This is a genomic window from Methanomassiliicoccales archaeon, assembly GCA_036504055.1.
Classification (GTDB): Archaea; Thermoplasmatota; Thermoplasmata; order Methanomassiliicoccales; family UBA472; genus DASXVU01.
The window spans coordinates 53,959-80,226 of sequence record DASXVU010000012.1 but is presented as its reverse complement, the minus strand read 5'-3'; the positions used below and the strand labels follow the sequence as shown (position 1 = coordinate 80,226).

Genomic DNA, 26,268 nt, shown 5'->3' with positions numbered 1-26,268 from the left:
TGATCATGTTCCTCCCTGCGACTGTCATTGCGATAGTGGTTCTTTTGCTCACCAGTAGTTGGTACTATGCTGGGATAGCATTCCTCATCGTCGCCGTGCTGATGATCTTATTTAGAAGATAGTATGGGATCCGAAAGGTTCAGGTCAATACAGTTGGTCTGATCCTTCCCCCCGATTCTTTACTTCATGGATTTTTGTAGCAAGAGAAACAGCGATGAAAATGACTCTCCCTCAATTTCTTTTCCACTCACCAAGATTCGCCTCAAAATGTGAGCCGAGCCATCAGTCCTCAGTATACTGATCCTTAGCCAGATCGACAGAAGTTGTGTCTTCGTGCCCGCTATCCTTCTTATGCTTCTTCCCGCCTTCTACCTCTCCCTCAAAACCGCGCATGAAGCCTTCCTCCGTGGCCGTGATCTCATCACCTTCAAGCATCTCTTCTCGGGTCTCCTCGTTGTAGATGTCCTCTGGTTCCTTTTCCTCCGCATCGGTGAATTCCTCGGATCCGGCTTTTTGCCTAATGCGCTTCTTTTCATCCATAGTGTCGTCCTCAACAATTAGATGTGAGGAAGATGTTATTAAAACAGAAAGGTAACAACGCGTATCGTTGATTGAGCCGAAGCACGGTACCGGTTCTAAAGACAACGGATATGACCACTGTGCTTTGGATTCCGTTTGGGCATCTAATTCATGGTCGATGATAGACTCTTATAGAAGTTTATGCTCTATTCAGCAATGTCATCATGGATCGCAAAAAGGATTCAAGCTTGCATCATTACACCTTGAGCTCCTCGATTCCGCATGACAATGAAGGAAGCTCACCTAAGCAGGTATTAGGACGATGCTTCGGTAAACCAGAATATTATGTAAAAAAAGACCAAAAAATATTTTGCATTCAGATGGAATAATCCGCTCGAATCTATCAAAGAATGTAAATAGCGTTGATAACCTAGTATTTTTGGTATTATCACTGGTGCCCTCTTCTGTTTAATAATGGGGTACGGTGAAACATTATCGATAGGGGGATGGGTAGAATGAACAGTGAAGAAACGATCAGCATTGAGAACAATCAGACGGGCTTCGTAGAAGAGGTGAGGCTAGGGATCCGGGCTGTTTCTCCCCTCGAGATAACACGCTCGGACCATCTGAGAAAACATGACCCCGAACTGTTCCGAGAGCTAACATCCTCGGAAGGTCACGAGATGATCAGGCATAACCTGTTCTCGCTTCTTCATAGAAGGGAAATGTCCATGTTCTCGGACGGATGCAACCTTGAGGCTCTTGAACGCTCCAACGCGCTCAACTGCATAGGTGTCATGAAGAACCTGTTCTCGAGAAGGAACGAGATGGTCTCGCATGTCAGCACCCTTTCATCGTTGCTTGAGGTCATCAGGGATCATCCTGGAAGGATCAAGGAAAACCGCAAAGCGGCATATGTCGACTTCTTTTACATCGACATCGGCTCCCTGGGCCTATCCGACATCTACCGTGAGTCGGCGCCCGCCTTCCTAAGTTATGAAGGCAGGGAAGGGGCCCAGGTCCGTTCCGACTACCTGGACGGGATGGCCAAGAAGTGCATGGATAAGATCTCATCGTATCCCTCGGGACTAGACCCTGAGGTCACTAATCGGAGGAAGGAGAACCGAGACCGGATACTTGACTACCTAGGGGCTGACCAAACGGACTGGGAGGACCACCGTTGGCATCAGAAGAACGTGTTCAAGGATGCCCATACGATAGCGGATGTCGTGACGCTATCCAACGAAGAGGGAGCGGCCATTGAACTGGCCAACATCCATGGACTACCTTTCGGAATCACGCCATACTACCTTTCCCTGTTCGACCACGATGCCTCGCGGCGAAATGATCACGCCGTCAGGGCGCAGGTGATACCGCCCCTGAGCTATGTCAGCGGAATTCTAGAAACGAAATCCATGGGAGCATCCCACCTGGACTTCATGAAGGAAGGTCAGACATCCCCGGTGGACCTGGTGACAAGGCGCTATCCGATGATCGCGATCCTTAAGCCTTTCAACGCCTGCGCCCAGATCTGTGTCTACTGTCAGAGGAACTGGGAGATAGGCGACGTGTCCAGCCCCCAGGCCTTGGCCTCGCCGGAGAGCATATCCCGGGCGCTTGATTGGTTCAGGTCACATCCCATGGTCTCCGAGGTCCTGGTGACGGGCGGGGACCCGGCCCTCATGGGAGATGAGGTGCTCGTAGATCTACTGCGGAGAATATCCGAGATAGAGCATGTCAAGAGGATCAGGATAGGGACCCGATTGCCAGTGGTCCTGCCGATGAGATTCACCGACGAAATGGTGGCTGCCATAGGTAGATTCCATTCTCCTCCAGAAAAGGAACTCTGCATCGTGACCCATGTCGAGCACCCCTACGAAGTGACACCCGAGATGGTAAAGGCGATACAAAAGTTGAGGATGCAGGGCGTTGGGGTCTATAACCAGCAGGTGTTCACCATGGAGAACAGCAGGAAATTCGAGACCACCGCCTTGAGACTTCTGCTGAAGCAGGTCGGAGTAGATCCCTACTACACCTTCAACACCAAGGGTAAGAAAGAGACCAACTGGTACCGGGTGCCGATCGCAAGGTTGCTTCAGGAGAGGAAAGAGGAGGCCAGAATGATTCCTGGGCTCTCTAGGACGGATGAACCGGTGTTCAATGTTCCCGCCTTAGGCAAGAACTACCTACAATCGTGGCAGCATCATGACCTGATAGCGATCTCTCCTCAGGGAGAGCGCGTGTATGAGTTCCATCCGTGGGAGAAGAATATCAGCAATGCGCCGACCTACGTTTATGCAGACGTGCCGATACTGGATTACCTGATCAGGCTGAAGGAAAGGGGAGAAGAGTTAGACGACTACCGCAGCATTTGGTACTACTACTGAGAACGAGCGATCGTTCTCGGATCCTTTCTTTCCCTTCGTGCGGAAGGCATCGAAAAGGGTGTCCCTGATTTCATCCAGCGAAAGCAGGACTAACAATATTTATAGAATACATCTCCATGCTTTTTCAGGGATGCAGGATGCCAATCGAACTGTCAAGTATCGAGCGAAAGCACGTTATCACCAAGGACGGAAGGAACCTGGGGGACATGGTGGGCAGCAACATCGACACCTCCAGATGGACCGTGATGAGCCTGATCATCGAACTCCACAAGGATATGGTCAAGCCACTGAACGTCAAAAAGCCATTCATGAGCAGGGCCAAGATCAAGGTCAGGACGGACCAGATCGGTGTTGTTGGTGACGTGATCCAGCTCACCATGGACCTGGACACTCTGAAGACGAACCTGTAAGTACCTTTCAGACCCGGCCTGTCCCGGCGACCTGACCTTCGTCCGGGGCGGATGGTCCAACACGTGGGCGCGAACACTTCCAGCACTTTTTGTTCCGACTGACATTCAGAGCACCGCATTCGCAGGTCCACAATCCCTTCAGGTCATAGGTGTCACACATGGCACAGCGGGCCGGATTGTCCTTACGAGGGATCTCAGACATCGGATTATCCTTTATTCCACCGAATATTTCTAGCTGATGTAAGAACTATCGGCAGGTTTCCCGGTCACTTGAGGAAGAATGCTAAGAATCCTTATCGAAGAACGATAGGTTGAATCGTTTAACGCCAAGGTTTATTAATGAAGCGCTCGAGTTAATCGAAAGCATAGGTGTTGCAATGCGTCGAAGCACTATGTTGGTCGCAGGGATTGTCATTGCCGTGATCGTGCTTGCCGGGGCGTACGCGGCGATTTCGGTCCTCGGCAACAAGCAGAAGGGAGAGAATCTGGTGGCCCAGGTCTATATCAGCAGCTGGAACAGCAATACCACCAGCATGAACCCGATGGATGTGCAGTTCAAGATTTCTTTGGACCTGAACAACGATGGAACCTATGAGCTCCAACAATCGAGTGATGTGTGGAACAACACCTACCTTCAAATGGCCCCCTATAGACTTGGCGGTCCAGTGGTGTCCAACCAAGGGCATTTCAACTTCAAGGTCGAAGCGTTCAAGGTGGACAACGGGACCCTTACTCCGCTTCACTATACCTCAGACGCAACCATACCGATGAACCTGGGATCAACGATAGAGGGCAGTTCCAAGTCCTGGACCTATGACCAGGCGCAGGCAGGCAATGATGACCTAGCATGCGGCATTGAGTATTGGTATTACGTAAGTTGATCGAGCTAGGGAGGCCTCGTCTCCCGTAAAGCTTATCCATTTTTTTTCTCGATTTGAATCGACGGACGAGGGTCATTTTCCTGAAGAAACCCTTGATTCCTTCGACCGAAATGCTCGCGTTTTAGCTAACTGCTTCGGATATCCGGCCGCAGGTGCGATTCCAGCGTCTTTCATAAGTACATTAATTAATTCCGCTAGATGCGGCGTAGATTCACATGAAGCTCCGCTGATATGACGAAGATATCGGGCAAAAGGCATGCTGGATATGAGCGGAGACTGGCTCCCCCCAACTATAAATACCGTAAGGCTCACATTCTTTTCAATCAGGATTGTGGCAGGTTGCCATTTCAATCAAAGGAGAGACGAAAATGAAAGACACGAAAAAGAACATCTTGAGGATGCTCTTCGTAGCCCTGATATGCATCGCAATGCTGATTCCGGTAGGATTGTCGATGTCAGCTTCAGCGGCTCCAGCGAAGACCCCTCTTGACGGTAGCACTGTGCCCAAATTCACGAGCCAACTGCTAGCAGATATTCCGGTGTACGTGCCGATCAAGGTCAAGGACCCACAGACAGGGCTGATGACCGACTATTACACCATTATCGCTTCGCAGTTCAGCGAGCAGATCCTGCCGACCGGATACCCGAAGACCACGGTCTGGGGATACGGCGGGAATTGTAAGGACCCGTTGACAGGCGCCTTCTTGGGATTCGTAAGGAATAGCCCTGGACCAACGATCGAGGCCACGCGGGGAACACCGGTCAATGTCGCATGGGTGAATGGTATCTACACGAAGTATATGTTCGCCACCGACCCGACCGTTGACTGGACCAACCCCAACAACATGGTCACGCCGACCACGCCGTTCAACGCGTTCCCGCCAGGATATGCACAGGCGCAATACCCTGTGACCATAGCCACTCACCTTCACGGTGGAGAGACATCCGCCAAGTATGATGGTGGTCCATTCAACTGGGTGAGCTGGAACGGCCTGCACGGACCTGACTACAACACCTACACCAAGACCCTGCCCAACGCCGCTGTGTTCCATTATGACAACCAGCAGGCCGTCGGTACCCTGTGGTTCCACGACCACGCCATGGGACTGACCAGGAGCAACGTGTACTCTGGACTGGCGGGTTACTACATGCTCAGAGACCCAGCCGATCCGATCAAGGCCTACCTGCCATCTGGCAAGTACGAGGTTCCTCTGGCCATCCAGGACAGGAAGTTCTTCACGGACGGTTCGTTGATGTTCCCGAGCGACTCCCCGCCGAATCCGACCATCCATCCGTACTGGGTGCCTGAGTTCTTCGGCAATGTGATCATGGTCAACGGTGTGGCTTGGCCCAACCTCAACGTGGATTCTGGCCAGTATCTGTTCAAGGTACTGGATGGATCTAACGCCCGGTGGTACAACCTATCGATGTCAAACGGCATGCCGTTCACAGTGATCGCAAGCGATGAGAACTACCTGAGAAGCGCGGTCACGGTGACGTCATTCCAGATGGCACCGGGTGAGAGGTACGATGTACTGGTGGACTTCACGGGAATGGGCGCCAATACCAAGATCGTAATGACGAACAACGCACCGGCTCCATTCAACACTGGATATGTGCCAGATGCGGCCACGAACGGGACCATAATGCAGTTCACGGTCTCGGGCAACCCAGGTTTCGCGCCCAAGACATTGCCCACTATCCTGAACCCGACACTGAAGACCTATCCCTCTCTGGGCATGGCTAACGTCACTGTCACGAGGCAACTAACCCTCAAGGAGTGGCAAGGACCGAACGGACCCCAGATGGTCACCCTTGACGGACAGCAGTACAGCAACCCGATATCTGAACTGCCACATGTAAACGCTACCGAGATATGGAAGATCGTCGACGACACGGTCGACGGTCACCCGATCCACTGGCACCTGGTGAACGTTCAGGTGATCGAAAGGCAGGCATACAACCAGTCCAAATATGATACGGACTGGCTTGCATTGAACGGCGGACAGCTGCCATTCACAAGCCCCACCAAGAACGTCAACCTGAACAACTACCTGATAGGAAGCCCGACTCCTGCCAGCCCCTATGAACAGGCATGGAAGGACACGGTCCAGGCCAATCCGGGAGAGGTGGTCACCGTCATTGTGAGGTTCGCTCCTGCCGGACCGACCTTGACCAGCTATCCCTTCGACGTGACGCAAGGACCTGACTACGTCTGGCACTGTCACATCGTAGACCACGAAGATCAGGACATGATCAGGCCATACAGGGTTGTACCGTAAACCACAAACCCTTTTCCCTTTTTTTCTTTGTTTATACAAATATTGCCCATTGAACAGCCATGGACGGTGATGGAATCAGTAAGAATTCGCTTAAATTTCTAAAGGCACACTCTGTTTCATCGAAGAGCAAAAACGTGATGTATAAATATGAATGAACTCCACTTCAATTTTGAAGTTGCAGCTAAACAACTCTCGTGCCATAAAGGCAAGAACGATTTCATCCAAGTTGAAAAGAGGACTGTGGTACATGTCGGACAAGGCCATTAACAATCGTGTAAGCTCGCGAAGACTGGTCGTCAGCAGCATTCGCAGAAGGCTTTTCAGGAACGTTGCCACCATGGCCTGCTTTGCCTTCATTGCCGGCACCATATTAACCGCAGGATTCCTGGTTGCCGGAGCACAGATGAGCGTGCAGGCGGGCATGGACCGCCTAGGAGCGGACATGATCGTGATCCCCTATGATCCATATGCCCATAGCTCTGGAGTATTCCTTACGGGCCAGACGTCAACGTCCTACTTCAACGAATCCGTTACCAGCGGGGTCGTGTCCACCCCCGGAGTGCTCAGAGCCTCACCGCAGGTCTATATTGGAACATTGGATGATGTATCGTGGTGCAAGTATTCGGTCCAGATCATGGGTTTCGATCCGTCCACCGATTTCTCCGTGATCCCGTTGATGGAATCCCCACTGAAGACAAGCCTTTCAAACGATCAGATCATCGTCGGCCAGTCGATCCAAGGAGCTGTCGGCTCCTCGATCAATGTCTACGGCCGTGACCTCACGATCATGGGCCGGTTGGAAACCACCGGTTTCTCCCCAGACAATTCGATATACCTGAACATGGCCGGGGCCTATGCCCTGGCAGCTGACTCATCGAATATTCTGACCAACAGTACCGTCACTCCCGGCCAGATATCGGCCGTCCTGGTAAAGGCGGACAAGACGATCGGCATCGATCCGGTCATTTACTATATTTCATCCATGAATCCAGGCACCCTTGTCTACCCCATGAACGCTCTGGGAAGGCAAGTATCCGACCAGCTTTCCACCACCACCCAATCGTTGTACCTGACCGCTTTGTCGGTCATCATCGTATCCATGCCCCTGGTGGCGCTGATAGCCACCATGGGGGCAAGCGAGAGAAGAAGGGAGATCGGGCTGATGCGCGCCATGGGGGCGACACAGTCCAACGTTTTCATTCTGTTCTTCGTTGAAGCGGTGGTGTTGGCAGTGATAGGAGGAGTGATAGGGGTTGCAGTCTCGAGCGGAGGCCTGGCAGCGTTCCAGGAACCAATAGCCGACAGTCTCAATATCTCATTCCTATGGCCTTCGATGACGACAGTGATGTCAGAAATGTCGACCGCCTTGGCATTGGCGGTCGGATTGGCGGGAGTGGCAGCGATTTGGCCGGCATACAGGGCCAGCAAGATGGAACCATATGACGCAATAAGGAAGGGACAGAATTGATCATCGCGACCGAAGTCACCAAGAGGTACAGCAACAACGATATCGTGGTCAATGCACTGGATAATGCCAGCGTAACCATCAACGACGACGAGTTCGTCCTGATCGTAGGCCGTTCCGGCAGCGGAAAATCCACCCTATTGAGCGTCTTGGGGGGACTGACAAGACCGACCAACGGCAAGGTCGAGTTCAACGGGAGGGAGATATGGTCGATGAACGATTCCGAACTCTCCAGCCTGAGAAGCAAGGAGATCGGATTCGTCTTCCAGTTCCCTGGGCTCCTTCCAACCCTCAATGCCATCGAGAATGTGATGCTACCAACGATGTTCTCCAAGAATCGTGATGAGGCGGGGAAGAGGGCCAAGGAACTTCTGGAATCAGTGGGGCTGGGAGACAAGCTGAGATCATTCCCGCACCAACTTTCAGGTGGGGAGCTCAAGCGCGCATCCATTGCCAGAGCACTGATCAACAATCCCAGCGTCATCCTTGCGGATGAGCCGACCGGAGATCTTGATGCGGAAACGGAACAGGAGATCATGACCCAGTTCAAAGAGATCGGAAAGCAGGGAAAGATGATCATCATGGTCACCCACAACCCTGATCTTTCGGTGTTCGCGACCAAGGTCCTGACCATGAACAAGGGTAAGATAAGCTGAGGAATGGCAATGACAAATCACAATTCTCCGAGCAATACCCTGACCGATGAGGGATGGATCGATAATGGGTCGATGATCAGGTCGATCAAGGGATGGAGGTGAAACACATGAACTCGATCAATCTGAGGAGCTTCATCTGGAAGAGCGTCCGGAGACGGACGTTCAGGAACGTCGCCACCATCCTGACCTTTGCGGTGGTGACCGGCAGCCTTCTATCAGTATATTTCCTGGTGGGAGGGGCAGAGAACAGCGCACAGGCAGGCATGGATCGCTTGGGCGCGGACATGCTGGTGGTACCTGAACAGTACCAGAGCGTTACGGACGCGGTGATACTCGCTGGACATCCTACCACGTTCTATTTCAATGAAAGCGCGCTGAGCGGCGTTAATGATGTTCCAGGCGTGGAGAAGGTGGCACCCCAGACCTACGTGGCCACTCTCAACTATGGCTGCTGTGCATTCCCAACCCAACTGGTGGCCTTCAATGCCACCCAGGATTTCACCATCCAGCCGTGGCTGCAATCGGAACTCGGCCGGTCATTGGCACCGAACGAGATCATCCTCGGTAGCCAGTACATCGGCGGAGCGGTGGGGTTCCATCTGATATTCTACGGGCATGACTTCACCATCGCCGGCATCCTCGAACCGACCGGCACCGGTGTGGACCAATCGGTGTTCATCCAGGATACGGACGCTTACGTCATGGCGGCCGAATCGGGAAAGCTTGCGGTGAAGGCGATAGACCTGAAGCCGGGAGAGATCTCCTCCGTTCTGGTGAAACTGGCTCCAGGGGCTAATGCCAACGAGGTCGCAACGGAGATCGCCGAAAAGGTTCCAGGAGTAAGCGTGATAACATCGAACTATCTTGCCAGGAAGATCAGCGATCAGCTGTCCGGTACCGTCGGTTCGCTGTATCTCACGGCAGGGGCGATCACCTTGGTGTCTGTCCCGCTCGTGGCGACCGTGTCGGTCATGGTGGCCAATGAAAGGAAGAGGGAGATAGGGCTGTTGAGGGCAATGGGTGCGAACAAGAAGACCGTCTTCAGCGTGGTCCTATTGGAAGCTCTGATAATTGCTGCCATAGGCGCTCTGATAGGAACGGCGGTATCGGCAGCAGTAATATTTGTCGCCAAGGACCTGATCACCACGAGCCTGGGCATACCGTTCCTGTGGCCCTCCATCATCACACTGGGAGGGCAGGTGGCCCTGGTGGCTTTGGCAGCGATCGGGATCGGCGGTCTGGCCTCGCTCTATCCGGCAATAAAAGCGAGCCAACTTGAACCGTACGAGGCGATCAAGAGCGGCTCGAGCTGAGCGTGGTCAAACGGAGCATGAAACTACCGAAGAGATGCGATGGAGCGTCTCCGGTTGATTTTTTATTTTCTATTCATTTCTCTTATGCATTCTGTCTTCATTGAGGACAGGAAAGTCGAGAGAGACGTGTTCACTTCTTCTTCGTCCTCACAATCACGACCATCAGGATGATGATCGCCATCACGGTAAAGATACCGGCCGCGATGAGCGTGCTTGAGTCGATTCCGTTGGACTTGTCCTGCAGGGCCCCGATTTCCACCAGCGCCTTGCCCAGATCGGTGTTCACGGTGGCCACGGTACCAATGATCTCGGTGATGTTTCCCTGGATGGTCCCTAGAGTGGACATCAATATGACCGAATCCCCTTCCAATGAGATAGCCCTCAATCGGATGTCCGAGATCGAGGCGTTGATCTGACCAAGACTGGTGTGGATGGTTGCCACGGTACCGTTCAGAGCTTCGAGCCCGGCATTCAATTTTGTGAGATCGATCTGAGCCTGGCCGATGTCCGTCCGGATCGTGACCACCGTGCCATTGAGGTTATCGATCTTTGTATTTACGTTGGCCATATCGATCTGGACGATTCCAAGGGTGGTGTTGATCTGGATCAGGCCGTCCACGACACCGATCACGCTGGACCGGATATCGTCGACCGAGGTGTTGACAAACCCTACATCGGTCATTAAGGAAGCGGTTGTTCCCAGGATCGTGATTACCTGAGCGTGTAATTCGTTCAATGTTACGTTCATGGAGCCGAGGTCGGTCTGGACTGCGGCCATACCTCCCGTGACCGTCAATATCTGAGCGTGGAGGTCGTTCAGGGTGGCATTGACCGAGCCCAGGTCGGTCTCTATAGTCACCATCCTTTCCTGGACCTTGACAACCCTGGCATGGACATCGTTTGCCGTGACATTGACATAGCCGAGGTCCGTCTGAACGGTCGCTAACCTCCCTTGGATCAAAACAGTGTGAGCATGGATGTCCTTGACGGCGCAGTTTACATATCCAATGTCGGTCCTTATACGAACCACACTACCGTTGATGGATACGACCGAGGCATTGATCTGGTCAACGGTGGCGTGGATGCCTCCCAACTCTGTATGGATCTCGACCGCCTTTCCCTGGATCGACGAGATGGTGGCGTTGACGTTGCTCAGTTCTAAACGGATCGAACCGACCGTGGTAATGACCGTGGCGGTGTTGTTCCTGATCTCGCTTAGTGTTGCCTCATAGCCTGAAAGGGTCGGACTGATCGAGAACACGGCGACCGACGCCCCTATATGGGTTCCCGAACTGCTCACAGTCAGAACCAACGCGTGATCGCCCTGTACAGCATTCAATGGAATGGTTGTCGAGATCATGTACACCCCGGTGGACATATGGGCCGAGCTCGAGGACAGGTTGACCGTTGACCCATCCGGCGCATACAGCGTAGCGTTCAAGGTATCGACATCGATCAGGTGTCCATTGATGGTGGTGGTAGCGTACCATGAGACGACCTCGCTGGGAAAATGTATCGATCCGACGTCGATGGTAACGACGATCGGTGTGTCGTCTAGAACGGTGAAGATGTTGGTCACGGAGATACCGCCCCCATCCACGACGGTCAGGTTGTAAGTCCCTGCCAGCACCTGAGGGATCACCACTCCGAATGGCCTGATGTTACCCAGACCGTCAGTGGTACCATCGCCTACATGGACGCCACCGAGGAATGCCTGCAGACTGCTGTTTATGGACAATCCTGAGCCGGTGATGAGGGAATATGTCCCCTTCACGCCTGTATCCGGGGTCAGCGCGATGCAAGCCGTTCCAGTCCCGAACACGGTTCCGTTCAGCTCGCTCAAGGATGGCCGCGTGCCAGCACCTATTTTCACCCAAACGAAATTGGCGACCGTGTCCACTCCCGAATTCGAACAGCTTGACCAATTGTCCCCGTTCCACCAGTGAAGGTGAAGGCCCTCTGCAACCACATCGGAGGGTAGGTCCTGGGGATCAAAGTAGAACCGCAGTGTGATCATGTCCACTTGATGGCTCGTGCCGAGCCTAAGGTCGACAAACGACCCTCCCGGGATGAATGGCGTCTGGCTGACCGGATCAGAAATGTATGGCCGTACGGTCACATTTGCGGATCCGGCGCCTTCCATCGACACCTCGATCCCCGACCCATCGATCATGTCGAGAGGATTTCCTTGATGGATCTCCTGATAGGGATCGGCCGTCAGTGATATGTCTCTAATATGAAAGGAACCGGACCACTGGGCCGATACACCGTTATGGTCAACTTCGGGATTTGTGGCGCTCGGCGGGGAGGCGTTTGCATTCGAAGTGCACAGAACAAGCAGGGCTAGCAGACCTACTGCGATTAATACAATTACCCTTTTCACACTGTGACTTCCGTCTGACAAACTCGCTTCCCCCAACCCGTTTGCGAACGAACACTATACGACGATGCGGCGATAATCAGAAATTTTAGACGCCTGTCCTACCCTTTGTCCCAATCCCGACTCCGACCGAATCTGCGAGGCATAGATGTGGCATTTCAATGTTTAAACTTTTCCCGAACGATAGTTTGTGTTTATCGGATACTGGCATTTATGAAATATTAATATAATTTATGCCCCCGAAATGATATTCTGGAGATTTGATACAACAGATAATTATGGCATTCAAACCCAACAAGATGGGGTTTTGTAAGGGGCCTTTAGACCATTGGTTTTTAGAGGATCACTTGTTGATCTTGTCCATCAGCCATGCCATATTCTGACCAAGGTTCCGCATGGTGTTGACCCCTTCAAGATCGTTCGCGAACTCCCCCTGGCGGAGCGCCGTACCGATGTTCCAGTAACTGGAGCCTGGAACCACCATCTGGGCAATGAGGAAGAAGTTGTTGATCTGGTTGAAGGTCTCCAAAGCTCCTGCCCTTCGATTGATGGCCACGGCCGCGCCCACCTTGCGCTTGAAAAGGTCGCCATTGGCCCGGTTTATATATCCGACCCGGTCGATGAACGCCTTTGTCTGAGAGGACAGGCCGCCAAAATAAACTGGAGAGCCGATCAGCATCCCGTCGCACTTTGCGATCGTCTCCACGTACCCGTTCACCCGGTCGTCCTTCAGTACACACTGTCTATCCTTGTTCTTGAAGCAGGCGCCGCAGGCTTTGCATCCATGGATTTCCTGTTCGCACAGATTGACCATCTTGGTCGAGACGCCGTTCTTTTCCAGTTCGTCAAGGACGACCGCGAGTGCCTGGTAGGTGTTCCCGTTGGTCCTTGGGCTGCCGTTGAATGCAATGACCTTCATCCATTCACCGCTTCCGGACCGGTGTGCCGATGGATGTACTCATCGGTCGCCCTTGATGAGGGCACATGAATTCTATGAACACTAATGTACAATAATGATTATATATGCTCATTGATGTACCCTATTATCATGACACTCGGCGACAGCAGAGTCAAAATCGAAAAGTTGGACCTCGGTCTCACCCCGGCGGAGCTGTACGACCGTCTGTCCGGTGTGTCCGAATTCTCATTTCTCTTGGAAAGCGCGGTCGGTTCGGAGAGGACCGTTTCCTATTCCTTCATGGGCTTCAGGCCCGAGTACGTGGTCCGCTGCGTCAAAGGACACGTGGAAGGTGGACCGGATTGCGGAGCGAGCAGGGATGAGCCCATCGCATTCCTCAATTGCCTCTCCTCGAAGGACCCGATAAAGGACGAGCGATTCCCGTTCCTGGGCGGATTGGTCGGATATTTCTCATACGACTTCGCCAGGTTCATAGAGCCTTCAACCAGGATGATCGGAGGATCGAATTTCCCGGACTTCGAACTGGGCATGTACAAGGAAGGGATCATCTTCGATCATTCCAGCTTCCAGGCCTACTACTTCTCGGTGGATGGGGCCGATCGACTGAAGCTGCTTCTCGCCGCCGGTATCCCAGAGGCCGGAGACGAACCGTTCCGGACCGGGGAGCTGGTACCTTCGATGCCCCAGGAGCGATACGAGAAGATCGTTTCTATCTGTCGCGACAGGATCGCTGCAGGCGAAGCGTTCCAGATCGTCGCCTCCCGTTCCCTCTCCTCGATGTGCTCAGGTAATTCCCTGGACCTTTACCGGGCCCTGAGGGAGCTGAATCCTTCCCCCTACATGTTCTATTTCGATTTCGATGGCCGGGTCGTACTGGGATCCAGCCCGGAAACGCTGGTGACGGTCAGGAAGGGAGAGGTCATCACCTTCCCGATAGCGGGGACCAGGCCGATGGGAACGACCCCGAGGGAAAAGCGCGCCTACAGGGAGGAGATGCTGTCGGACGAGAAGGAAAAGGCGGAGCATTGCATGCTCGTCGACCTGGCCCGGAATGATGTCGGCAAGGTCTGCGAGATTGGTTCGGTGCATGTTCCAGTGTTCATGCAGGTGGAGGAGTTCAGCCATGTCCAGCACATCGTTTCCAAGGTGCAGGGGACACTGGAACAGGGCCTGACCTCCTTCGATGCGTTCTGCGCGGTCTTTCCGGCCGGGACGGTCTCGGGAGCTCCGAAGCCCCGGGCCATGGAGATCATCCAGGAATTGGAGGCAAGCTCCCGGGGACCCTATGCCGGGGCGGTGGGATACATCTCTTTGAACGGCAACCTGGATTCCGCGATCGCCATCCGTTCCGCGTTCATATCCGACGATCATATCTATATCCAGGCAGGGGCCGGCATAGTAGCAGATTCCGATCCGAGCAAGGAGTTCGTCGAGGCCGAGAACAAGCTCAGCGCGGTCAAGAAGGCCATCGAGGCATGCAATAGGAGGGCGACAGCATGAGGATCCTGTTGCTTGATAACTACGATTCATTCGTTTACAATCTGAAGCAGCACATGGGAGAGCTAGGTCCGGAGGTAACCGTGGTCAGAAACGACGCCATCGACATGGAAGGCATAGACCGGTTCGACCCGGACGCCATAATGATCTCGCCTGGACCGGGACACCCGGGGGTCAAACGTGATTTCGGGGTCTGCGCCGAGGCGCTGACCGGCATCTGCCGATCGGTTCCCACGCTTGGGGTCTGCCTGGGACACCAGGGCATCGCCCATTACTATGGTGGAAAGGTGACGAGGGCAGAGGAGCTCATGCACGGCAAGACATCGGTCATCGAACATGACGGTGAAGGGGTGTTCGCCGGGCTCGATGATACGCTCACGGTGGGACGGTACCACTCCCTGGTGGTAGATCAGGAACTGCCAGAGGACCTTAAGGTCACCGCGCGCACCGCGGACGGCACGATAATGGGCATCAGGCATCTCCGGTATCCGATCGAAGGGGTCCAGTTCCATCCGGAATCGATCCTTACCCCCAAAGGAAAGAGCATGTTGGCCAACTTCATCGCCGGTGCGAGGTGCTGAGCATGATCGAATCAATGACCAGAACCGATATCCGTCGAACGAGCATATCAGAACTGGCAGAGGACATGGTCTCCGGCAGGGCGTCGCACGAGGAGATGCTGACCACGCTCACTGCGTTGGCCGTAAAGGGCGAGACCCCCGAGCAGATCAGGGCTTTCGCGGAAGCCTTTGCGGCCGCCTCCGTCAAGGTGCATACTAGGCACCGAACGGTGGCCGACCTTTGCGGTACGGGGGGAGCCTCCTTCCGCACATTTAACGTCTCCACCATTTCCGCCTTCGTCGTTGCCGGATGTGAAATGCCAGTGGCCAAACACGGCAACCGGTCCAGCTCAGGGGTCTGCGGAAGCGCTGACCTGCTTACCGCGCTTGGCGCGAACCCGATCATCGGACCGGAACTGGCCGAAAAGATGCTGGACGAGATAGGCATGACCTTTCTCTTCGCCCCTCATTACCACCCGGCGATGAGGAACGTCGCCGCTGTGAGGAAAGAGCTCCGGTCCAAGACGGTCTTCAACATCATCGGCCCTTTGATCAACCCGGTCGAGGCGGACCGGATGCAGCTGATGGGAGTTTACGATCCAAAGCTGCTGCACATCGTGCCTGGCATAATGAACGAGCTGGGCATCCGGCGTGCGCTCGTGGTCCACGGGTTCCCTGGTATGGATGAGGTGTCGACACTTGGTACGACCCAGGCGGTGCTGCTCGACCGCGGCAGGACCGAGCAGATCGAGATCGCCCCAAAATCCCTAGGGTTCGATCCCCCGAGGCCGGAAGTGATCTCCGAACTGACGCCGGACCTGTCGGCCAAGGCGGCCCGCCGTGTGCTTTCCGGCTCACCGGGACCAAGAAGGGACATGGTGGTGCTCAACAGCGCAAGTGCCCTCTTCGCCTGCGACAGGGTTAAGAATATCGAGGAGGGAATCGATATGGCAAGCATGTCCATCGATTCTGGGAAGGCCATGAGGATTCTGACCGAGTTCATAGAGATGAGCAGGGCTGAGCAGTGATGCCGGAAGACACACTGGAAAGGCTGGTAAGGAACGCCGAGCTATTGGTGGCGTCCGACTATTACGACATCGAGGCGGCCACTCCGTACATACGTCCGGTGCGCCGGTCCCTGGCCAAGGCGCTCCAGTGCTCTAAACACTTCCCGATCATCGCCGAGGTGAAGCTGGCCTCACCTTCCAACGGCAACATCGCCCTTCATGACCCGGGACAGCTTATCGCATATTACCTCAGAGGCGGCGCCACCGCCCTTTCGGTCCTCACGGAACCGAAGTTCTTCAAGGGCAGCCTTGGGTTGCTGGACGAGGCATCGTCACATCCCGTCCCGGTCATCATGAAGGATTTCGTGATCTCCAGGAATCAGGTCGAGGCGGCCGCCAGGCACGGTGCCAGCGCCATCCTTCTCATTCAGAGGTTGTTCTCCTCCCATATGGTCAAGGTACAGAGGGATGCCCTCATCGGGCATGCCCATGACCGGGGACTGGAGGTGCTGCTCGAGGCGGCGGACGAGATCGAGCTGCTGCAATGCCTCAAGAGTTCGGCAGACGTCGTCGGGATAAACCAAAGGGACCTGAGGACCATGGCCATCGAGGATGGCAAGGGGGTCAGGCTCCTGAACAACCTGGCACACAAGACAAGACCGATCATAGTGATGTCCGGTATCTCCGCCCGGGAACAGGTCGAGGAGATCCGTAAAAGCGGGGCGGCCGGGGTCCTGATAGGGACCGAGCTGGCGGCGTCAGCGGACCCGGAGAACCGGCTCAGAGGCCTGGTGGTGCCAAGATGATCAAGGTGAAGGTCTGCGGAATGCTCAGGGAAGAGGACATCATCTCTTCGCGCAAGGCGGATTACGTCGGCTTCATCGTCGAGACCAATTCCCGGAGGGAGCTCACCATATCCAGAGCGGAGCAGCTGATGTCGATGGCGAAGTGCAAGAAGGTCATCGTCACCACCTGCCAGAGCGAAGAGGTCCTGAAGCAGATCGTCAGGGTCCTGAAACCGGACGTGCTCCAGCTTCACTCGGTGATGGAGGTGGATGACGTGGAGGCCATCGCCAACGCGGTCCCATGCGATGTATGGGCGCTTCAACCGGTGGGCTGGGGGGACGAACTGGAGCGGTCCCAGAAGCTGGTCGGGAAATGCTCAGGGCTGGTGCTCGACACTGCCTCCCCCTCGTTCGGGGGGAACGGGGTCAAACACGATTGGACCGTAAGCGCCGAGATCGTGGAGGCAGTGGACCCGTTCCCAGTGGTGTTGGCGGGGGGACTGAACCCAGGCAACGTCGTCGATGCCATCATGGCGGTGCATCCGTTCGCCGTGGACGTATCGTCCGGAGTGGAGACCGGCGGCCGCAAGTCCATAGACCTGATCGAGATGTTCATCTCAAACGCAAGGAGTGTTCACTGATGTCTGACAGAACGAGGTTCGGCGAGTATGGCGGACAGTACGTCCCGGAGATACTCATGCCGGCTCTGATAGAGCTCGAGGCCACATATGAAAGGGTCAAGAACGACAAAACATTCCAGGACGAGCTCAGCTGGTACAATGTCAACTACGGCGGCAGGGAGACGCCGCTCTATTTCGCCAGACGCCTAACGGAGAAGTACGGCGGGGCCAAGATCTACCTGAAGAGGGAGGACCTTGCCCACGGAGGCGCCCACAAGTTCAACAACGTCATGGGTCAGGCGCTCCTGGCGAAGCGCATGGGCAAGGAACGCATCATCGCCGAGACCGGTGCCGGGCAGCATGGCACGGCAACCGCCATGGCCGCGGCGGTCCTGGGCATGGATGCGGAGATCTACATGGGCGCGGATGACGTCAAGCGTCAGCGGATGAACGTGTTCCGCATGCGCCTGATGGGGGCCAAGGTCAACGAGGTCCAGATCGGCTCCAGGACGCTCAAGGATGCCATAAGCGAGGCGTTCCGGGACTGGGCCGCGTCGGTCGAGACGACCTACTACATGTTCGGGACGGCGGCCGGTCCGCACCCCTATCCGATGATGGTGCGCGATTTCCAGAGCATCATAGGCAAGGAGATCAAGAGGCAACTGAAGGCACAGGAGGGGAAGCTCCCGGACCTGCTCGTGGCCTGCGTGGGCGGCGGCAGCAACGCCATCGGGACCTTCCATCCGTTCATCAAGAACAGGGGCGTGAAGTTCCTGGGGGCCGAAGCGGCCGGATGCGGGATCGAGACGGGGAAACACTCCTGTTCGATCTCGGCCGGATCGGTAGGCGTGTTCCAAGGCTCGAAGTCCTATCTGCTCCAGGACAAGGACGGGATGGTGCATGAGGCGCATAGCATCGCCGCCGGTCTCGACTACCCCGGGGTCGGTCCGGAGCACTCCTACCTGAAAGATATTAAGCGCGCCGAGTACGTAGGAATCACCGATGAGCAGGCGCTCGAAGCTTTCGTCGAACTGTCCCGGCTGGAAGGCATAATACCTGCCCTCGAATCGGCACATGCGGTGTATGCTGGTTGTCAGAGGGCCAAGGAGATGGACGCCGACCAGGTCGTGGTCATCACCGTAAGCGGCCGGGGGGACAAGGACCTCGAGACAGTGTTCAATATGGGATTGATCAAATGACTGTGCAAAAGCGTTGCCATAGACCGGACGACCGGTCGGGGACGGCGGGCCGGGTGGAGGAAGCGTTCCGTAACTGCAAGGAGCGCGATGAGAGCGCATTGATCGTGTACCTTACCGGAGGATTTCCTTCCTTCGAGACATCGCTGAGCTACATACTCGCATGTTCCGAGGGCGGTGCCGATGTCATAGAGATCGGCGTCCCGTTCAGTGACCCCATGGCCGACGGGGCGGTCATCCAGAAGGCGAGCGACGAGGCGTTGAGGGCCGGAGTGACCCCGAAGAGGGTCCTGGAACTGACCGCCCGGGTAAGGGAAAAATGCGATGTCCCGATCGTGCTGATGGGCTACTACAACCCCATCTTCCGGATGGGCGAGGAGGAGTTCGTCAGGCAGGCCAAGGAAGCGGGGGCGGACGGGCTTATCGTGGCCGACCTGCCCATGGAGGAATCACTGACCCTGGAGATGCTCTGCATGAACGAGGGCATCCATCTGATCCAGCTGATAGCACCGACCACTTCCGAGGACAGAATGATGCATATCGCCGGACGGTCGAGCGGATATCTCTACCTGGTCAGCCGGCTGGGCACGACTGGGGCGAAAGGCGAACTGAGCGAGAATCTGCCGACCCTGATCGAAAGGGCCAAGGAGGCTGCAGGGGACCTGCCGCTGGCGGTGGGATTCGGCATCTCGACGAAGGAACACGTCGAAGAGATCACCGCCATGGGGGCGGACGGTGTGATCGTCGGTTCGGCGATACTTTCCAGGATGATCGACGGGGTCAAGCCTCACGAAATCCGGGATTTCGTAAAGGAGCTTAAATCAGGCAGCCGGAAAAAGTGAGTTCTGACCTAAAGATGCGGTCCGGTAATTCTCTGAAATCGCCGTCTATTCAGGTATTTTTCTGGTGATACCTCGCTATTAAATAGCGAATCTCCAATACCCCTCTACTTCATCAGCATTGATGAAGCCAGACAAGAACACCTTGTTAGGTGAGGTTACCGTAAAAACATAGGCTGCTGCCCAGAAACGTCGAAAGATGCCAATGGGTAAAGTAGGCATTGCCGGACTAAGGCTTTGCCCGAAGCAGCTGAGTGACCGGACCCGGCCATTCACTCTACGTTCTACGGAGCCAAAACTGGACTAGGAGCGTGTTCGATCAATAGCCCCAACCACTATTGCCAAATCTCACACACCCCGAAACCTCCTGAGAAGCAAGGGTCCTTTCTGAATGGCTAGGAGGGTAATAGATGTGGGAAAGGAAAAAGGGTGAAGGGTCCGGGGAATTTGGGAAATCGAGGAATTCTAGCATCTCCTTAGGGGCCCGTTCATACTATCGCTATCGAAAATTCATCAAGACCCTCAAGATCTATCTGCTAATGGCAGGTCCCGGGATCATCGTCATGGTGGCCGACAATGATGCTGGTGGAATAACCACATACTCCGTGACCGGCGCCCAATACGGATACAGTCTGATCTGGTTCCTAATTCTACTAGGTCCTATTGCTTACTTCGTGCAGGAAATGACCGTGAGGTTAGGAGCGGTGACTAAACGCGGCCATGCGGAGGCGATCTTCGATGCATTCGGCTCATTCTGGGGCTGGTTCTCGCTTTCCGACCTAGCGTTGACCGATTGGCTCACGCTGATCACCGAATTCATCGGAATGACCGCGGCACTGAGCATTTTCGGAATTCCACCGGTCATCACTGTGGCGGTCGTATCGGTATTCATGATATTGCTGGTCATGAATGGTAAGTATTGGACCTGGGAAAAGATCGTTCTCGTCCTGTGCGTCCTCAACCTCATCTATGTTCCGGCCGCGTTCCTGGTGCACCCCAATGTATCAACGGTGTTGGGTGGGGTGATACCGAACATTCCTGCGGGACCGCTGGCCGCGCTGTTCTTTTTGCTTATGGCGAACATCGGAACGACCATCGCCCCTTGGATGCTGTTCTTTCAGCAATCCTCAGTGGTCGACAAGGGAATGAAAGAGAAGGACATCCCGTTCGGCAAAATGGATACCGCCATGGGCGCTATCTTGACCGTGGTCGTCGCCGTGTTCTTGATCATAGTGACCGGGACATTACTCTACGGGCAGAACATCGGAAGCGCAGCCCAGGCCGCCGTTGCATTGCAGGGCATTGACTATTGGGTCGGCACGTTCCTAGCGATTGGTCTGTTCGACGCCGGTCTTCTCGGAGCGATAGCGATCTCTCTGGCTAGCTCTTGGGCGGTCGGAGAAGTTTTCGGATGGGCCCATTCCTTAAACCACAAGATCCGTGAGGCTCCCTGGTTCTACATTTTCTACTTCTTCATGCTGGTCACCGCGGGTGGGGTCGTGCTCCTCTCAACCCAGGCGACCCTGGTGACAGTCACCCTATTTGTCCAGGTGATCGCTGTGACGTTGCTTCCGGCCGCTCTTGTGTTCTTGCTTCTTCTTCTGAACAGCGAGGAGCTAATGGGCAAGTACAAGAACACCAGATTTCAGAACATAATAGGGTTCGGGATCGTGGCGCTCATCATCGCACTTTCGACCATGTACGCATTGACCACGCTTTTCCCCGGTCTGTTAGGAGGTGGTTAAATGGATGAGGAAAAACCCACCGGCATTATCCGGGGCTTTCTGCGGGACAGGTTAAGGCCATTCGTGGAGATCACGGAGAAGTACAAAACACCTAGGATCAAGATGACCAAACAGGTGAAGTGGGCGTTGCTACTGTTGAGGTTGTATCTGATCGGGATGTTGCTTCTTCTCGCTTTCAAGTTCTTTACTTCAATTTAGGGGCGGTCAAAATGAACGGGAATGGAAACAGAGCACAATCCGATAAGAGCTACAACCTGAGCGAGATCCTTTACAGCCGAGTGGAATGGAAGGGGAAGAAGATCGGAAAGCTCAATGACCTGGTCATCAGGGGGAATGGAGCCATCCCAGAAGTGACCCAGATCGTTGTCATCCGTCCTTTCGGCAACCCGGCGTTGCTTGTGCCCTGGGAAAAGGTAGTATCCTTTGAAAAGGATAAGGTCGTGATCGGAATCGATGATCCGAAATACTTCCAGGCCGAACCGCAGGAAGATGCACTTCTATTAAAGGATCACATCCTGGACAAGAAGATATTGGACCTCGAGGATACGGAGGTCGAAGTGGTTTACGACCTCCAGCTGATCTCGCGTAATGATCGGTTGTATGTGACAGCTGTGGATTCCAGCCGCTATGGAAGATGGAGGAGGTTGGGCTTCAGGAGAACAGCCGATTTGAGACAGGCGGCCGATAAGATGCATGAGAACATGATCCCCTGGACGATCGTTCAGCCTTTGCCTCCCAACATGTCCTCGTTCAAGGGTGAGGTCAAGCTCAAGATACTCAAGGAAAAGTTAGCCGAAATGCAACCGGCAGATGTGGCTGACATTTTGGAGGAACTCGACCATTACCAAAGGCTTATCGTGTTCGATCAGCTGGAAACAGAACACGCCTCCGATACGCTGGAACAGATCGATCCAAACGTTCAAAGAGAAATGGTCTCGAACATGCAGAAGGACCGCGTGGTCGAACTTATTGATGAGATGACCTCGGGACAGGCTGCCGATCTGTTGAGCGCACTACCCCGTAATGAGGCCGAGACGCTCATGGCCAAGATCAACCCGAACCTCGCCACCAAGGTCCGCTCCATTATGGAGAAGGTGGAGGAAAAGGCCATCAATTATGCCACCTCACGGTTCATCAGGGCGCCGGGAGATAAGACCACTGACGATATCCAGAACGATTACCCAAAGTTGGCCAAGGGCAAGATGGTGGTCATGTACTTCTATGTGGTCGACGAAAACGATAAGTTACTCGGCGTGCTGGACATCAAAGAGCTGCTGGAAGCGCCGGATGAAGCTTTGCTCCAGGATGTGATGATAACGAACGTGATCGCCCTTGGCCCCAACAGCACATTGAAGGAAGCAGCGGAACTGTTCTCCAGGTATGATTTCCGGGCGATACCGGTGGTGGACGAGAACGAGAAGATACTCGGAGTGGTCCCTTACCGCGATGTGATGAGGTTAACTCACCATTTCGTTGAATGAGATCGAGATGGGCTAACCGTAGCTACGTTGGTTGACTGAAAACAGAACTCGCAAACCCCAAAAAATAACACAATATTCAGAAGCTTGTTACGCCAATTCATATATAGGATGGTGGCATGAGGAGAGAACACGAATGGCACAATCGTGCTACGGAGATCAGAGCATGCATATCCCCGATGGCCTCATGTCCCCCGAAGTCCTCATCCTCGGATGGATCGTTGCGGTCCCTGTCATCGCCATCGCGATCTGGAAGCTCAACAAGAACATCGATGAGAGGGCCATTCCGTTCATGGCCATGCTTGCCGCGGGCATATTCGTCGCCCAGATGCTCAACTTCCCGGTGGGCGGCGGGACCACCGGTCATCTGATCGGCGCCACGCTGGCGGTTATATTGCTCGGGCCCTATGCCGCGATCGTTGTGATCACGGCCATTTTGGTGATCCAGTGCTTTGTGTTCGGAGATGGCGGAATAACCGCGCTGGGCCTCAACCTGGCAAACATGGCGGTCATAGCCCCGTTCATCGGCTGGACCACGACCAGGTTCCTATCCGGCAGGATGGACAAGGTCGGCATGCTTTTGGCGGCATGGCTATCGGTGGTCATGGCGGCGCTGGCCTGCGCCCTCGAACTGTCCCTCAGCTACGAACTGTCCAATGGGGCCTATGGTATCTCGGCTGGATTTGCGATACCGGCGATGTTCGGATATCACGTCCTCATCGGGATCGGAGAGGCGGCGATAACCGGCGGCGTAGTGTTGTATCTGGCCAAGGTCTCACCGGGCATTCTGAGGATAAAAGACGGGATCGCGGGAGCGAAGAGCATCCCGGCCAAGGGCTATGTCAAAGCAGCGTTCGGCATCATCCTGGCCTTCGCGGTCGGGCTCATCGGCTTCTTCTCATTCTCGGCTGCCTACGGCGATGGTCTCGAGGTCACCATGGAACGTGCTGGTGTCCACGAGATCGAACCGCTCTTCACATCGATCCTCGGTTACGGTAACGGTTATGGCGGAGTATTGCTCGCCGGCATCATCGGATTTGGGATCATATTGATCTCGATCATGGCATACTGGGCGGTCAAGAGGTCCAGGACCGCAAGATCGATGAAACCCGACCGGGAAAGTGAAGCGTAGGTCGAAAGACCGATCAGCAAGGAAAATATGAGAGGATGACAGAGTGTCCGAACACGATGAACTTGACCGGTTCGCCACCCGTTCCACTCTTTACAGGTTCGATCCAAGGGTAAAACTGGCATCAACCATCTTCCTCGTGGTGGTGACCGCCCTTCTGCAGAACATAACCGCCCTGCTGTTCATCTTGGCATTCGTGCTGATCCTTAGTATCGTCTCTAGGGTCCCGATGCACCACATCGGCGAGAACTTCATTTTGGCGGTTCCCTTCATCATCTTTGCGGCGATCACGGTCTTCTTGACGTCGAATCCCTGGAACGCGTTGGCCATGGCGGTAAGGATATCCGCCTCGGTCCTCGCATTGATCCTGCTGGTATCCACCACACCTTTCTTCGAAATGATGTCGGCATTCCGGTGGTTCAGGATGCCGAAGCTACTGGCGATCCTGATATTGTTCACCTATCGGTTCATCTTCATATTGCGCGATGAATCTGACCGGATGAAGATGGCGAGGAAGGCCCGGGGATTTAGCGGTGGCAAGCACCTGTTCGAGAAGAGAGCATTCCAGACCATCTCCAATACCGTCGGAATGGTGTTCGTTCGCTCCAGCCAAAGAGCCACCGACATCTATGATGCGCTTCTAACACGGGGATATTCCGGGAACGTGAGAACGTTGAGGAAGAGCAAGGTTGGAGCAAAAGACGCGGTATTCGCATCGATGTTCGTACTGGTATGCCTATCGTCGATAATGCTTCAGCATGGGGGATCATTATGGAATCCATAAGGCTGGAAGGTGTTTCCTACAGATATCCAGAATCGGATAACGCGATCGAGAGATTAGATATCGCCATCGGTAAGGGCGAAAGGGTGGCGTTGGTGGGACCTAACGGCGCCGGAAAGAGCACGCTCCTTCACATAATGGCGGGACTGTTCATTCCCACCGAGGGAAAGGCATCCATAGGGGGTGTGGAGCTCACCAAGAGGTCGGCACCGGAGGCAAGGAAGAACGTCGGCCTCCTGTTCCAGGACCCCGATGATCAGATTTTCATGCCCACGGTGTTCGAGGACGTCACCTTCGGCCCGCTGAACATGGGATTGCCAGAGAACGAGGTGGTGGAGAGGACGAGGAATGCCATGCGCCAGGCAGGGGTGGAGGAATACGGAAACCGGGTGCCTCACCGCCTATCGACCGGTGAGAAGAAGAGGGTGGCCATTGCTGGTTTGCTGGCGATGTCTCCCCCGACCCTGTTGCTCGATGAGCCGACGGCCAATCTGGACCCGCAGGGCAAGAGGGACCTGGTGAACGTGCTCGACTCTCTCGACCAGACGATCGTCCTGGCTACTCATGATCTTTCGGTCGCGTTCGAGCTCACCGACCGGGTCATCGTTCTGAAGAGGACGATATTGTTCGATGGCGATTTCCGCAAGCTGATCAAGGACAAGAAGATGCTGGCAGAGGCCAGGCTTGAACTGCCTTCCTTCTCCAGGCTGATGGAGTCGTGGGCAGAAAGGACCGGTAGGTCGTTCGTACCCCCTCTCAACGTTGACGAGGCGTTGGAGGAATTGTTACGCTAGAAGCAATGGGATAGTGAAAGAAGCAGCTCATTGCTTCACCTCGGTCATGCAAAGATGGTATCAGATGGGCAAGGCCGGGTTCGAGATGAAAGTTATTTTATCAGGTAACCTCTTTTTGCCTTCATGGATTACGTAACCAGAATCGGCGTCTCTGTCGAACCTGACCTTTTGACGAGCTTCGATGAGCTCATCGAAAGAAAAGGATATGCCACCCGTTCTGAGGCCATCCGTGATCTGATAAAAGGGATGCTAATAGAAGAGACCCTGAAAGATGACAAGGCCCATACCGTGGGCTCCATCACGCTGGTGTACGATCATACCAAAGGCGGCGTCAACGAAGGGTTGATGGCCGTCCAGCATAAACATCACCATATAATATCATCGTCCATCCACATCCATCTGGATACGGAAAAATGTCTTGAGGTGCTCGTCGTTCATGGTTCCATGAAGGAAGTGACCAAGCTCTCCGAGGCGATCAACAGCATAAAGGGAATAACCCAGGGCAAACCGGTGCTGATGTCGGGTGAACCGGTGGACCACAAGCACGAGCATGAGTGATCCTGGTATTCCGGGAATGCTTCGAAGTGAAGTAAATATGGATGCTGAAAGGACCGGTTCCGTTCCC

25 protein-coding genes and 1 riboswitch are annotated in these 26,268 nt (G+C 54.6%); of the genes, 21 read left to right on the top strand and 4 right to left on the bottom strand.

All coding sequences use genetic code 11. The annotated features are described in order from the left end of the window. Positions 1-282 precede the first annotated feature (282 nt). Positions 283-540 (bottom strand): hypothetical protein, encoded by a 258-nt coding sequence (locus VGK23_03540; GenBank protein ID HEY3419603.1) that lies wholly within the window; start codon positions 538-540, stop codon positions 283-285. 494 nt (positions 541-1,034) lie between these two features. Between VGK23_03540 and VGK23_03535 the strand changes: the two genes are divergently transcribed. Together VGK23_03535 and VGK23_03530 are read left to right on the top strand one after the other, a co-directional pair. Continuing rightward, positions 1,035-2,906 carry a KamA family radical SAM protein gene (locus VGK23_03535; protein ID HEY3419602.1) on the top strand — a complete coding sequence of 624 codons (1,872 nt, stop codon included), beginning with the start codon at positions 1,035-1,037 and terminating at the stop codon, positions 2,904-2,906. Between the two features lie 137 nt (positions 2,907-3,043). Further along, positions 3,044-3,316 (top strand): hypothetical protein, encoded by a 273-nt coding sequence (locus VGK23_03530; protein HEY3419601.1) that lies wholly within the window; start codon positions 3,044-3,046, stop codon positions 3,314-3,316. 7 nt (positions 3,317-3,323) lie between these two features. Here VGK23_03530 and VGK23_03525 read toward each other — a convergent pair whose 3' ends face one another. After that, entirely contained in the window at positions 3,324-3,518 is a 195-nt protein-coding gene (locus VGK23_03525) for a hypothetical protein (GenBank protein HEY3419600.1), read from the bottom strand. Positions 3,519-3,693: 175 nt separating this feature from the next. Here VGK23_03525 and VGK23_03520 point away from each other — a divergent pair, with 175 nt between their 5' ends. The 5 genes from VGK23_03520 to VGK23_03500 all read left to right on the top strand — a co-directional run bounded on the left by VGK23_03520 (position 3,694) and on the right by VGK23_03500 (position 9,913). Continuing rightward, positions 3,694-4,197 carry a hypothetical protein gene (locus VGK23_03520; GenBank protein HEY3419599.1) on the top strand — a complete coding sequence of 168 codons (504 nt, stop codon included), beginning with the start codon at positions 3,694-3,696 and terminating at the stop codon, positions 4,195-4,197. A 368-nt stretch (positions 4,198-4,565) separates the two neighbouring features. After that, entirely contained in the window at positions 4,566-6,479 is a 1,914-nt protein-coding gene (locus VGK23_03515; protein ID HEY3419598.1) for a multicopper oxidase, read from the top strand. Positions 6,480-6,648: 169 nt separating this feature from the next. Beyond that, positions 6,649-7,947 carry an FtsX-like permease family protein gene (locus VGK23_03510; protein HEY3419597.1) on the top strand — a complete coding sequence of 433 codons (1,299 nt, stop codon included), beginning with the start codon at positions 6,649-6,651 and terminating at the stop codon, positions 7,945-7,947. Next, entirely contained in the window at positions 7,944-8,600 is a 657-nt protein-coding gene (locus tag VGK23_03505) for an ABC transporter ATP-binding protein (GenBank protein ID HEY3419596.1), read from the top strand. Before VGK23_03510 ends, VGK23_03505 begins: the two co-directional genes overlap by 4 nt. A 107-nt stretch (positions 8,601-8,707) precedes the next feature. Further along, complete coding sequence (locus tag VGK23_03500) at positions 8,708-9,913, top strand: FtsX-like permease family protein (GenBank protein HEY3419595.1); 1,206 nt, start codon at positions 8,708-8,710, stop codon at positions 9,911-9,913. A 130-nt stretch (positions 9,914-10,043) separates the two neighbouring features. Here VGK23_03500 and VGK23_03495 read toward each other — a convergent pair whose 3' ends face one another. Beyond that, positions 10,044-12,086, bottom strand: a complete 2,043-nt coding sequence (locus VGK23_03495; GenBank protein ID HEY3419594.1) for a hypothetical protein — start codon at positions 12,084-12,086, stop codon at positions 10,044-10,046. Between the two features lie 550 nt (positions 12,087-12,636). Further along, positions 12,637-13,212 (bottom strand): flavodoxin family protein, encoded by a 576-nt coding sequence (locus VGK23_03490; protein HEY3419593.1) that lies wholly within the window; start codon positions 13,210-13,212, stop codon positions 12,637-12,639. 129 nt (positions 13,213-13,341) lie between these two features. Between VGK23_03490 and VGK23_03485 the strand changes: the two genes are divergently transcribed. The 14 genes from VGK23_03485 to nikR all read left to right on the top strand — a co-directional run bounded on the left by VGK23_03485 (position 13,342) and on the right by nikR (position 26,201). Further along, complete coding sequence (locus VGK23_03485) at positions 13,342-14,712, top strand: anthranilate synthase component I family protein (protein HEY3419592.1); 1,371 nt, start codon at positions 13,342-13,344, stop codon at positions 14,710-14,712. Continuing rightward, positions 14,709-15,290, top strand: coding sequence for an aminodeoxychorismate/anthranilate synthase component II (locus VGK23_03480; protein HEY3419591.1), 582 nt, complete (start codon positions 14,709-14,711; stop codon positions 15,288-15,290). Before VGK23_03485 ends, VGK23_03480 begins: the two co-directional genes overlap by 4 nt. Positions 15,291-15,292: 2 nt before the next feature. After that, positions 15,293-16,297, top strand: a complete 1,005-nt coding sequence (trpD, locus tag VGK23_03475; GenBank protein ID HEY3419590.1) for an anthranilate phosphoribosyltransferase — start codon at positions 15,293-15,295, stop codon at positions 16,295-16,297. Continuing rightward, positions 16,297-17,082 carry an indole-3-glycerol-phosphate synthase gene (locus tag VGK23_03470; protein HEY3419589.1) on the top strand — a complete coding sequence of 262 codons (786 nt, stop codon included), beginning with the start codon at positions 16,297-16,299 and terminating at the stop codon, positions 17,080-17,082. Before trpD ends, VGK23_03470 begins: the two co-directional genes overlap by 1 nt. After that, a complete protein-coding gene (locus VGK23_03465; protein HEY3419588.1) occupies positions 17,079-17,702 on the top strand; it encodes a phosphoribosylanthranilate isomerase in 624 nt (207 codons plus the stop codon). The genes VGK23_03470 and VGK23_03465 overlap by 4 nt, the downstream gene beginning before the upstream one ends. Next, the gene (trpB, locus tag VGK23_03460; protein HEY3419587.1) at positions 17,702-18,880 is read left to right on the top strand and encodes a tryptophan synthase subunit beta; all 1,179 of its coding nucleotides are present in this window, start codon (positions 17,702-17,704) and stop codon (positions 18,878-18,880) included. The genes VGK23_03465 and trpB overlap by 1 nt, the downstream gene beginning before the upstream one ends. Further along, positions 18,877-19,719, top strand: a complete 843-nt coding sequence (gene trpA / locus VGK23_03455; GenBank protein HEY3419586.1) for a tryptophan synthase subunit alpha — start codon at positions 18,877-18,879, stop codon at positions 19,717-19,719. The genes trpB and trpA overlap by 4 nt, the downstream gene beginning before the upstream one ends. Before the next feature lie 134 nt (positions 19,720-19,853). After that, positions 19,854-20,034, top strand: a riboswitch (M-box (ykoK) riboswitch). A 221-nt stretch (positions 20,035-20,255) separates the two neighbouring features. Beyond that, on the top strand, positions 20,256-21,461 hold the full coding sequence (locus VGK23_03450) for an NRAMP family divalent metal transporter (protein ID HEY3419585.1): 1,206 nt from the start codon (positions 20,256-20,258) through the stop codon (positions 21,459-21,461). Then, positions 21,462-21,659, top strand: coding sequence for a hypothetical protein (locus VGK23_03445; GenBank protein ID HEY3419584.1), 198 nt, complete (start codon positions 21,462-21,464; stop codon positions 21,657-21,659). Positions 21,660-21,670: 11 nt separating this feature from the next. Further along, entirely contained in the window at positions 21,671-22,942 is a 1,272-nt protein-coding gene (locus VGK23_03440) for a CBS domain-containing protein (protein ID HEY3419583.1), read from the top strand. Positions 22,943-23,075: 133 nt separating this feature from the next. After that, positions 23,076-24,071 (top strand): energy-coupling factor ABC transporter permease, encoded by a 996-nt coding sequence (locus VGK23_03435; protein ID HEY3419582.1) that lies wholly within the window; start codon positions 23,076-23,078, stop codon positions 24,069-24,071. Positions 24,072-24,114: 43 nt separating this feature from the next. Beyond that, positions 24,115-24,852, top strand: coding sequence for a cobalt ECF transporter T component CbiQ (gene cbiQ, locus VGK23_03430; GenBank protein ID HEY3419581.1), 738 nt, complete (start codon positions 24,115-24,117; stop codon positions 24,850-24,852). Next, positions 24,840-25,643 (top strand): ABC transporter ATP-binding protein, encoded by an 804-nt coding sequence (locus tag VGK23_03425; protein HEY3419580.1) that lies wholly within the window; start codon positions 24,840-24,842, stop codon positions 25,641-25,643. Before cbiQ ends, VGK23_03425 begins: the two co-directional genes overlap by 13 nt. 123 nt (positions 25,644-25,766) lie before the next feature. Further along, positions 25,767-26,201: a nickel-responsive transcriptional regulator NikR gene (nikR, locus tag VGK23_03420; GenBank protein HEY3419579.1), complete on the top strand. Its 435-nt coding sequence runs from the start codon at positions 25,767-25,769 to the stop codon at positions 26,199-26,201. Positions 26,202-26,268 lie beyond the last annotated feature (67 nt).

What these genes read in the sequence shown, in the direction of transcription:
- VGK23_03480 (HEY3419591.1), top strand. Translation starts at nt 14,709, where the DNA reads ATGAGGATCCTGTTGCTTGATAACTACGATTCATTCGTTTACAATCTG.
- VGK23_03490 (HEY3419593.1), bottom strand. Translation starts at nt 13,212, where the DNA reads ATGAAGGTCATTGCATTCAACGGCAGCCCAAGGACCAACGGGAACACC.
- trpD (HEY3419590.1), top strand. Translation starts at nt 15,293, where the DNA reads ATGATCGAATCAATGACCAGAACCGATATCCGTCGAACGAGCATATCA.
- VGK23_03520 (HEY3419599.1), top strand. Translation starts at nt 3,694, where the DNA reads ATGCGTCGAAGCACTATGTTGGTCGCAGGGATTGTCATTGCCGTGATC.
- VGK23_03465 (HEY3419588.1), top strand. Translation starts at nt 17,079, where the DNA reads ATGATCAAGGTGAAGGTCTGCGGAATGCTCAGGGAAGAGGACATCATC.
- trpB (HEY3419587.1), top strand. Translation starts at nt 17,702, where the DNA reads ATGTCTGACAGAACGAGGTTCGGCGAGTATGGCGGACAGTACGTCCCG.
- VGK23_03425 (HEY3419580.1), top strand. Translation starts at nt 24,840, where the DNA reads ATGGAATCCATAAGGCTGGAAGGTGTTTCCTACAGATATCCAGAATCG.
- VGK23_03540 (HEY3419603.1), bottom strand. Translation starts at nt 540, where the DNA reads ATGGATGAAAAGAAGCGCATTAGGCAAAAAGCCGGATCCGAGGAATTC.
- VGK23_03485 (HEY3419592.1), top strand. Translation starts at nt 13,342, where the DNA reads ATGACACTCGGCGACAGCAGAGTCAAAATCGAAAAGTTGGACCTCGGT.
- VGK23_03530 (HEY3419601.1), top strand. Translation starts at nt 3,044, where the DNA reads ATGCCAATCGAACTGTCAAGTATCGAGCGAAAGCACGTTATCACCAAG.
- VGK23_03440 (HEY3419583.1), top strand. Translation starts at nt 21,671, where the DNA reads ATGAACGGGAATGGAAACAGAGCACAATCCGATAAGAGCTACAACCTG.
- trpA (HEY3419586.1), top strand. Translation starts at nt 18,877, where the DNA reads ATGACTGTGCAAAAGCGTTGCCATAGACCGGACGACCGGTCGGGGACG.
- VGK23_03535 (HEY3419602.1), top strand. Translation starts at nt 1,035, where the DNA reads ATGAACAGTGAAGAAACGATCAGCATTGAGAACAATCAGACGGGCTTC.
- VGK23_03515 (HEY3419598.1), top strand. Translation starts at nt 4,566, where the DNA reads ATGAAAGACACGAAAAAGAACATCTTGAGGATGCTCTTCGTAGCCCTG.
- VGK23_03435 (HEY3419582.1), top strand. Translation starts at nt 23,076, where the DNA reads ATGGCACAATCGTGCTACGGAGATCAGAGCATGCATATCCCCGATGGC.
- VGK23_03525 (HEY3419600.1), bottom strand. Translation starts at nt 3,518, where the DNA reads ATGTCTGAGATCCCTCGTAAGGACAATCCGGCCCGCTGTGCCATGTGT.
- VGK23_03470 (HEY3419589.1), top strand. Translation starts at nt 16,297, where the DNA reads ATGCCGGAAGACACACTGGAAAGGCTGGTAAGGAACGCCGAGCTATTG.
- VGK23_03450 (HEY3419585.1), top strand. Translation starts at nt 20,256, where the DNA reads ATGGCAGGTCCCGGGATCATCGTCATGGTGGCCGACAATGATGCTGGT.
- VGK23_03500 (HEY3419595.1), top strand. Translation starts at nt 8,708, where the DNA reads ATGAACTCGATCAATCTGAGGAGCTTCATCTGGAAGAGCGTCCGGAGA.
- nikR (HEY3419579.1), top strand. Translation starts at nt 25,767, where the DNA reads ATGGATTACGTAACCAGAATCGGCGTCTCTGTCGAACCTGACCTTTTG.
- VGK23_03445 (HEY3419584.1), top strand. Translation starts at nt 21,462, where the DNA reads ATGGATGAGGAAAAACCCACCGGCATTATCCGGGGCTTTCTGCGGGAC.
- VGK23_03495 (HEY3419594.1), bottom strand. Translation starts at nt 12,086, where the DNA reads ATGATCGATGGGTCGGGGATCGAGGTGTCGATGGAAGGCGCCGGATCC.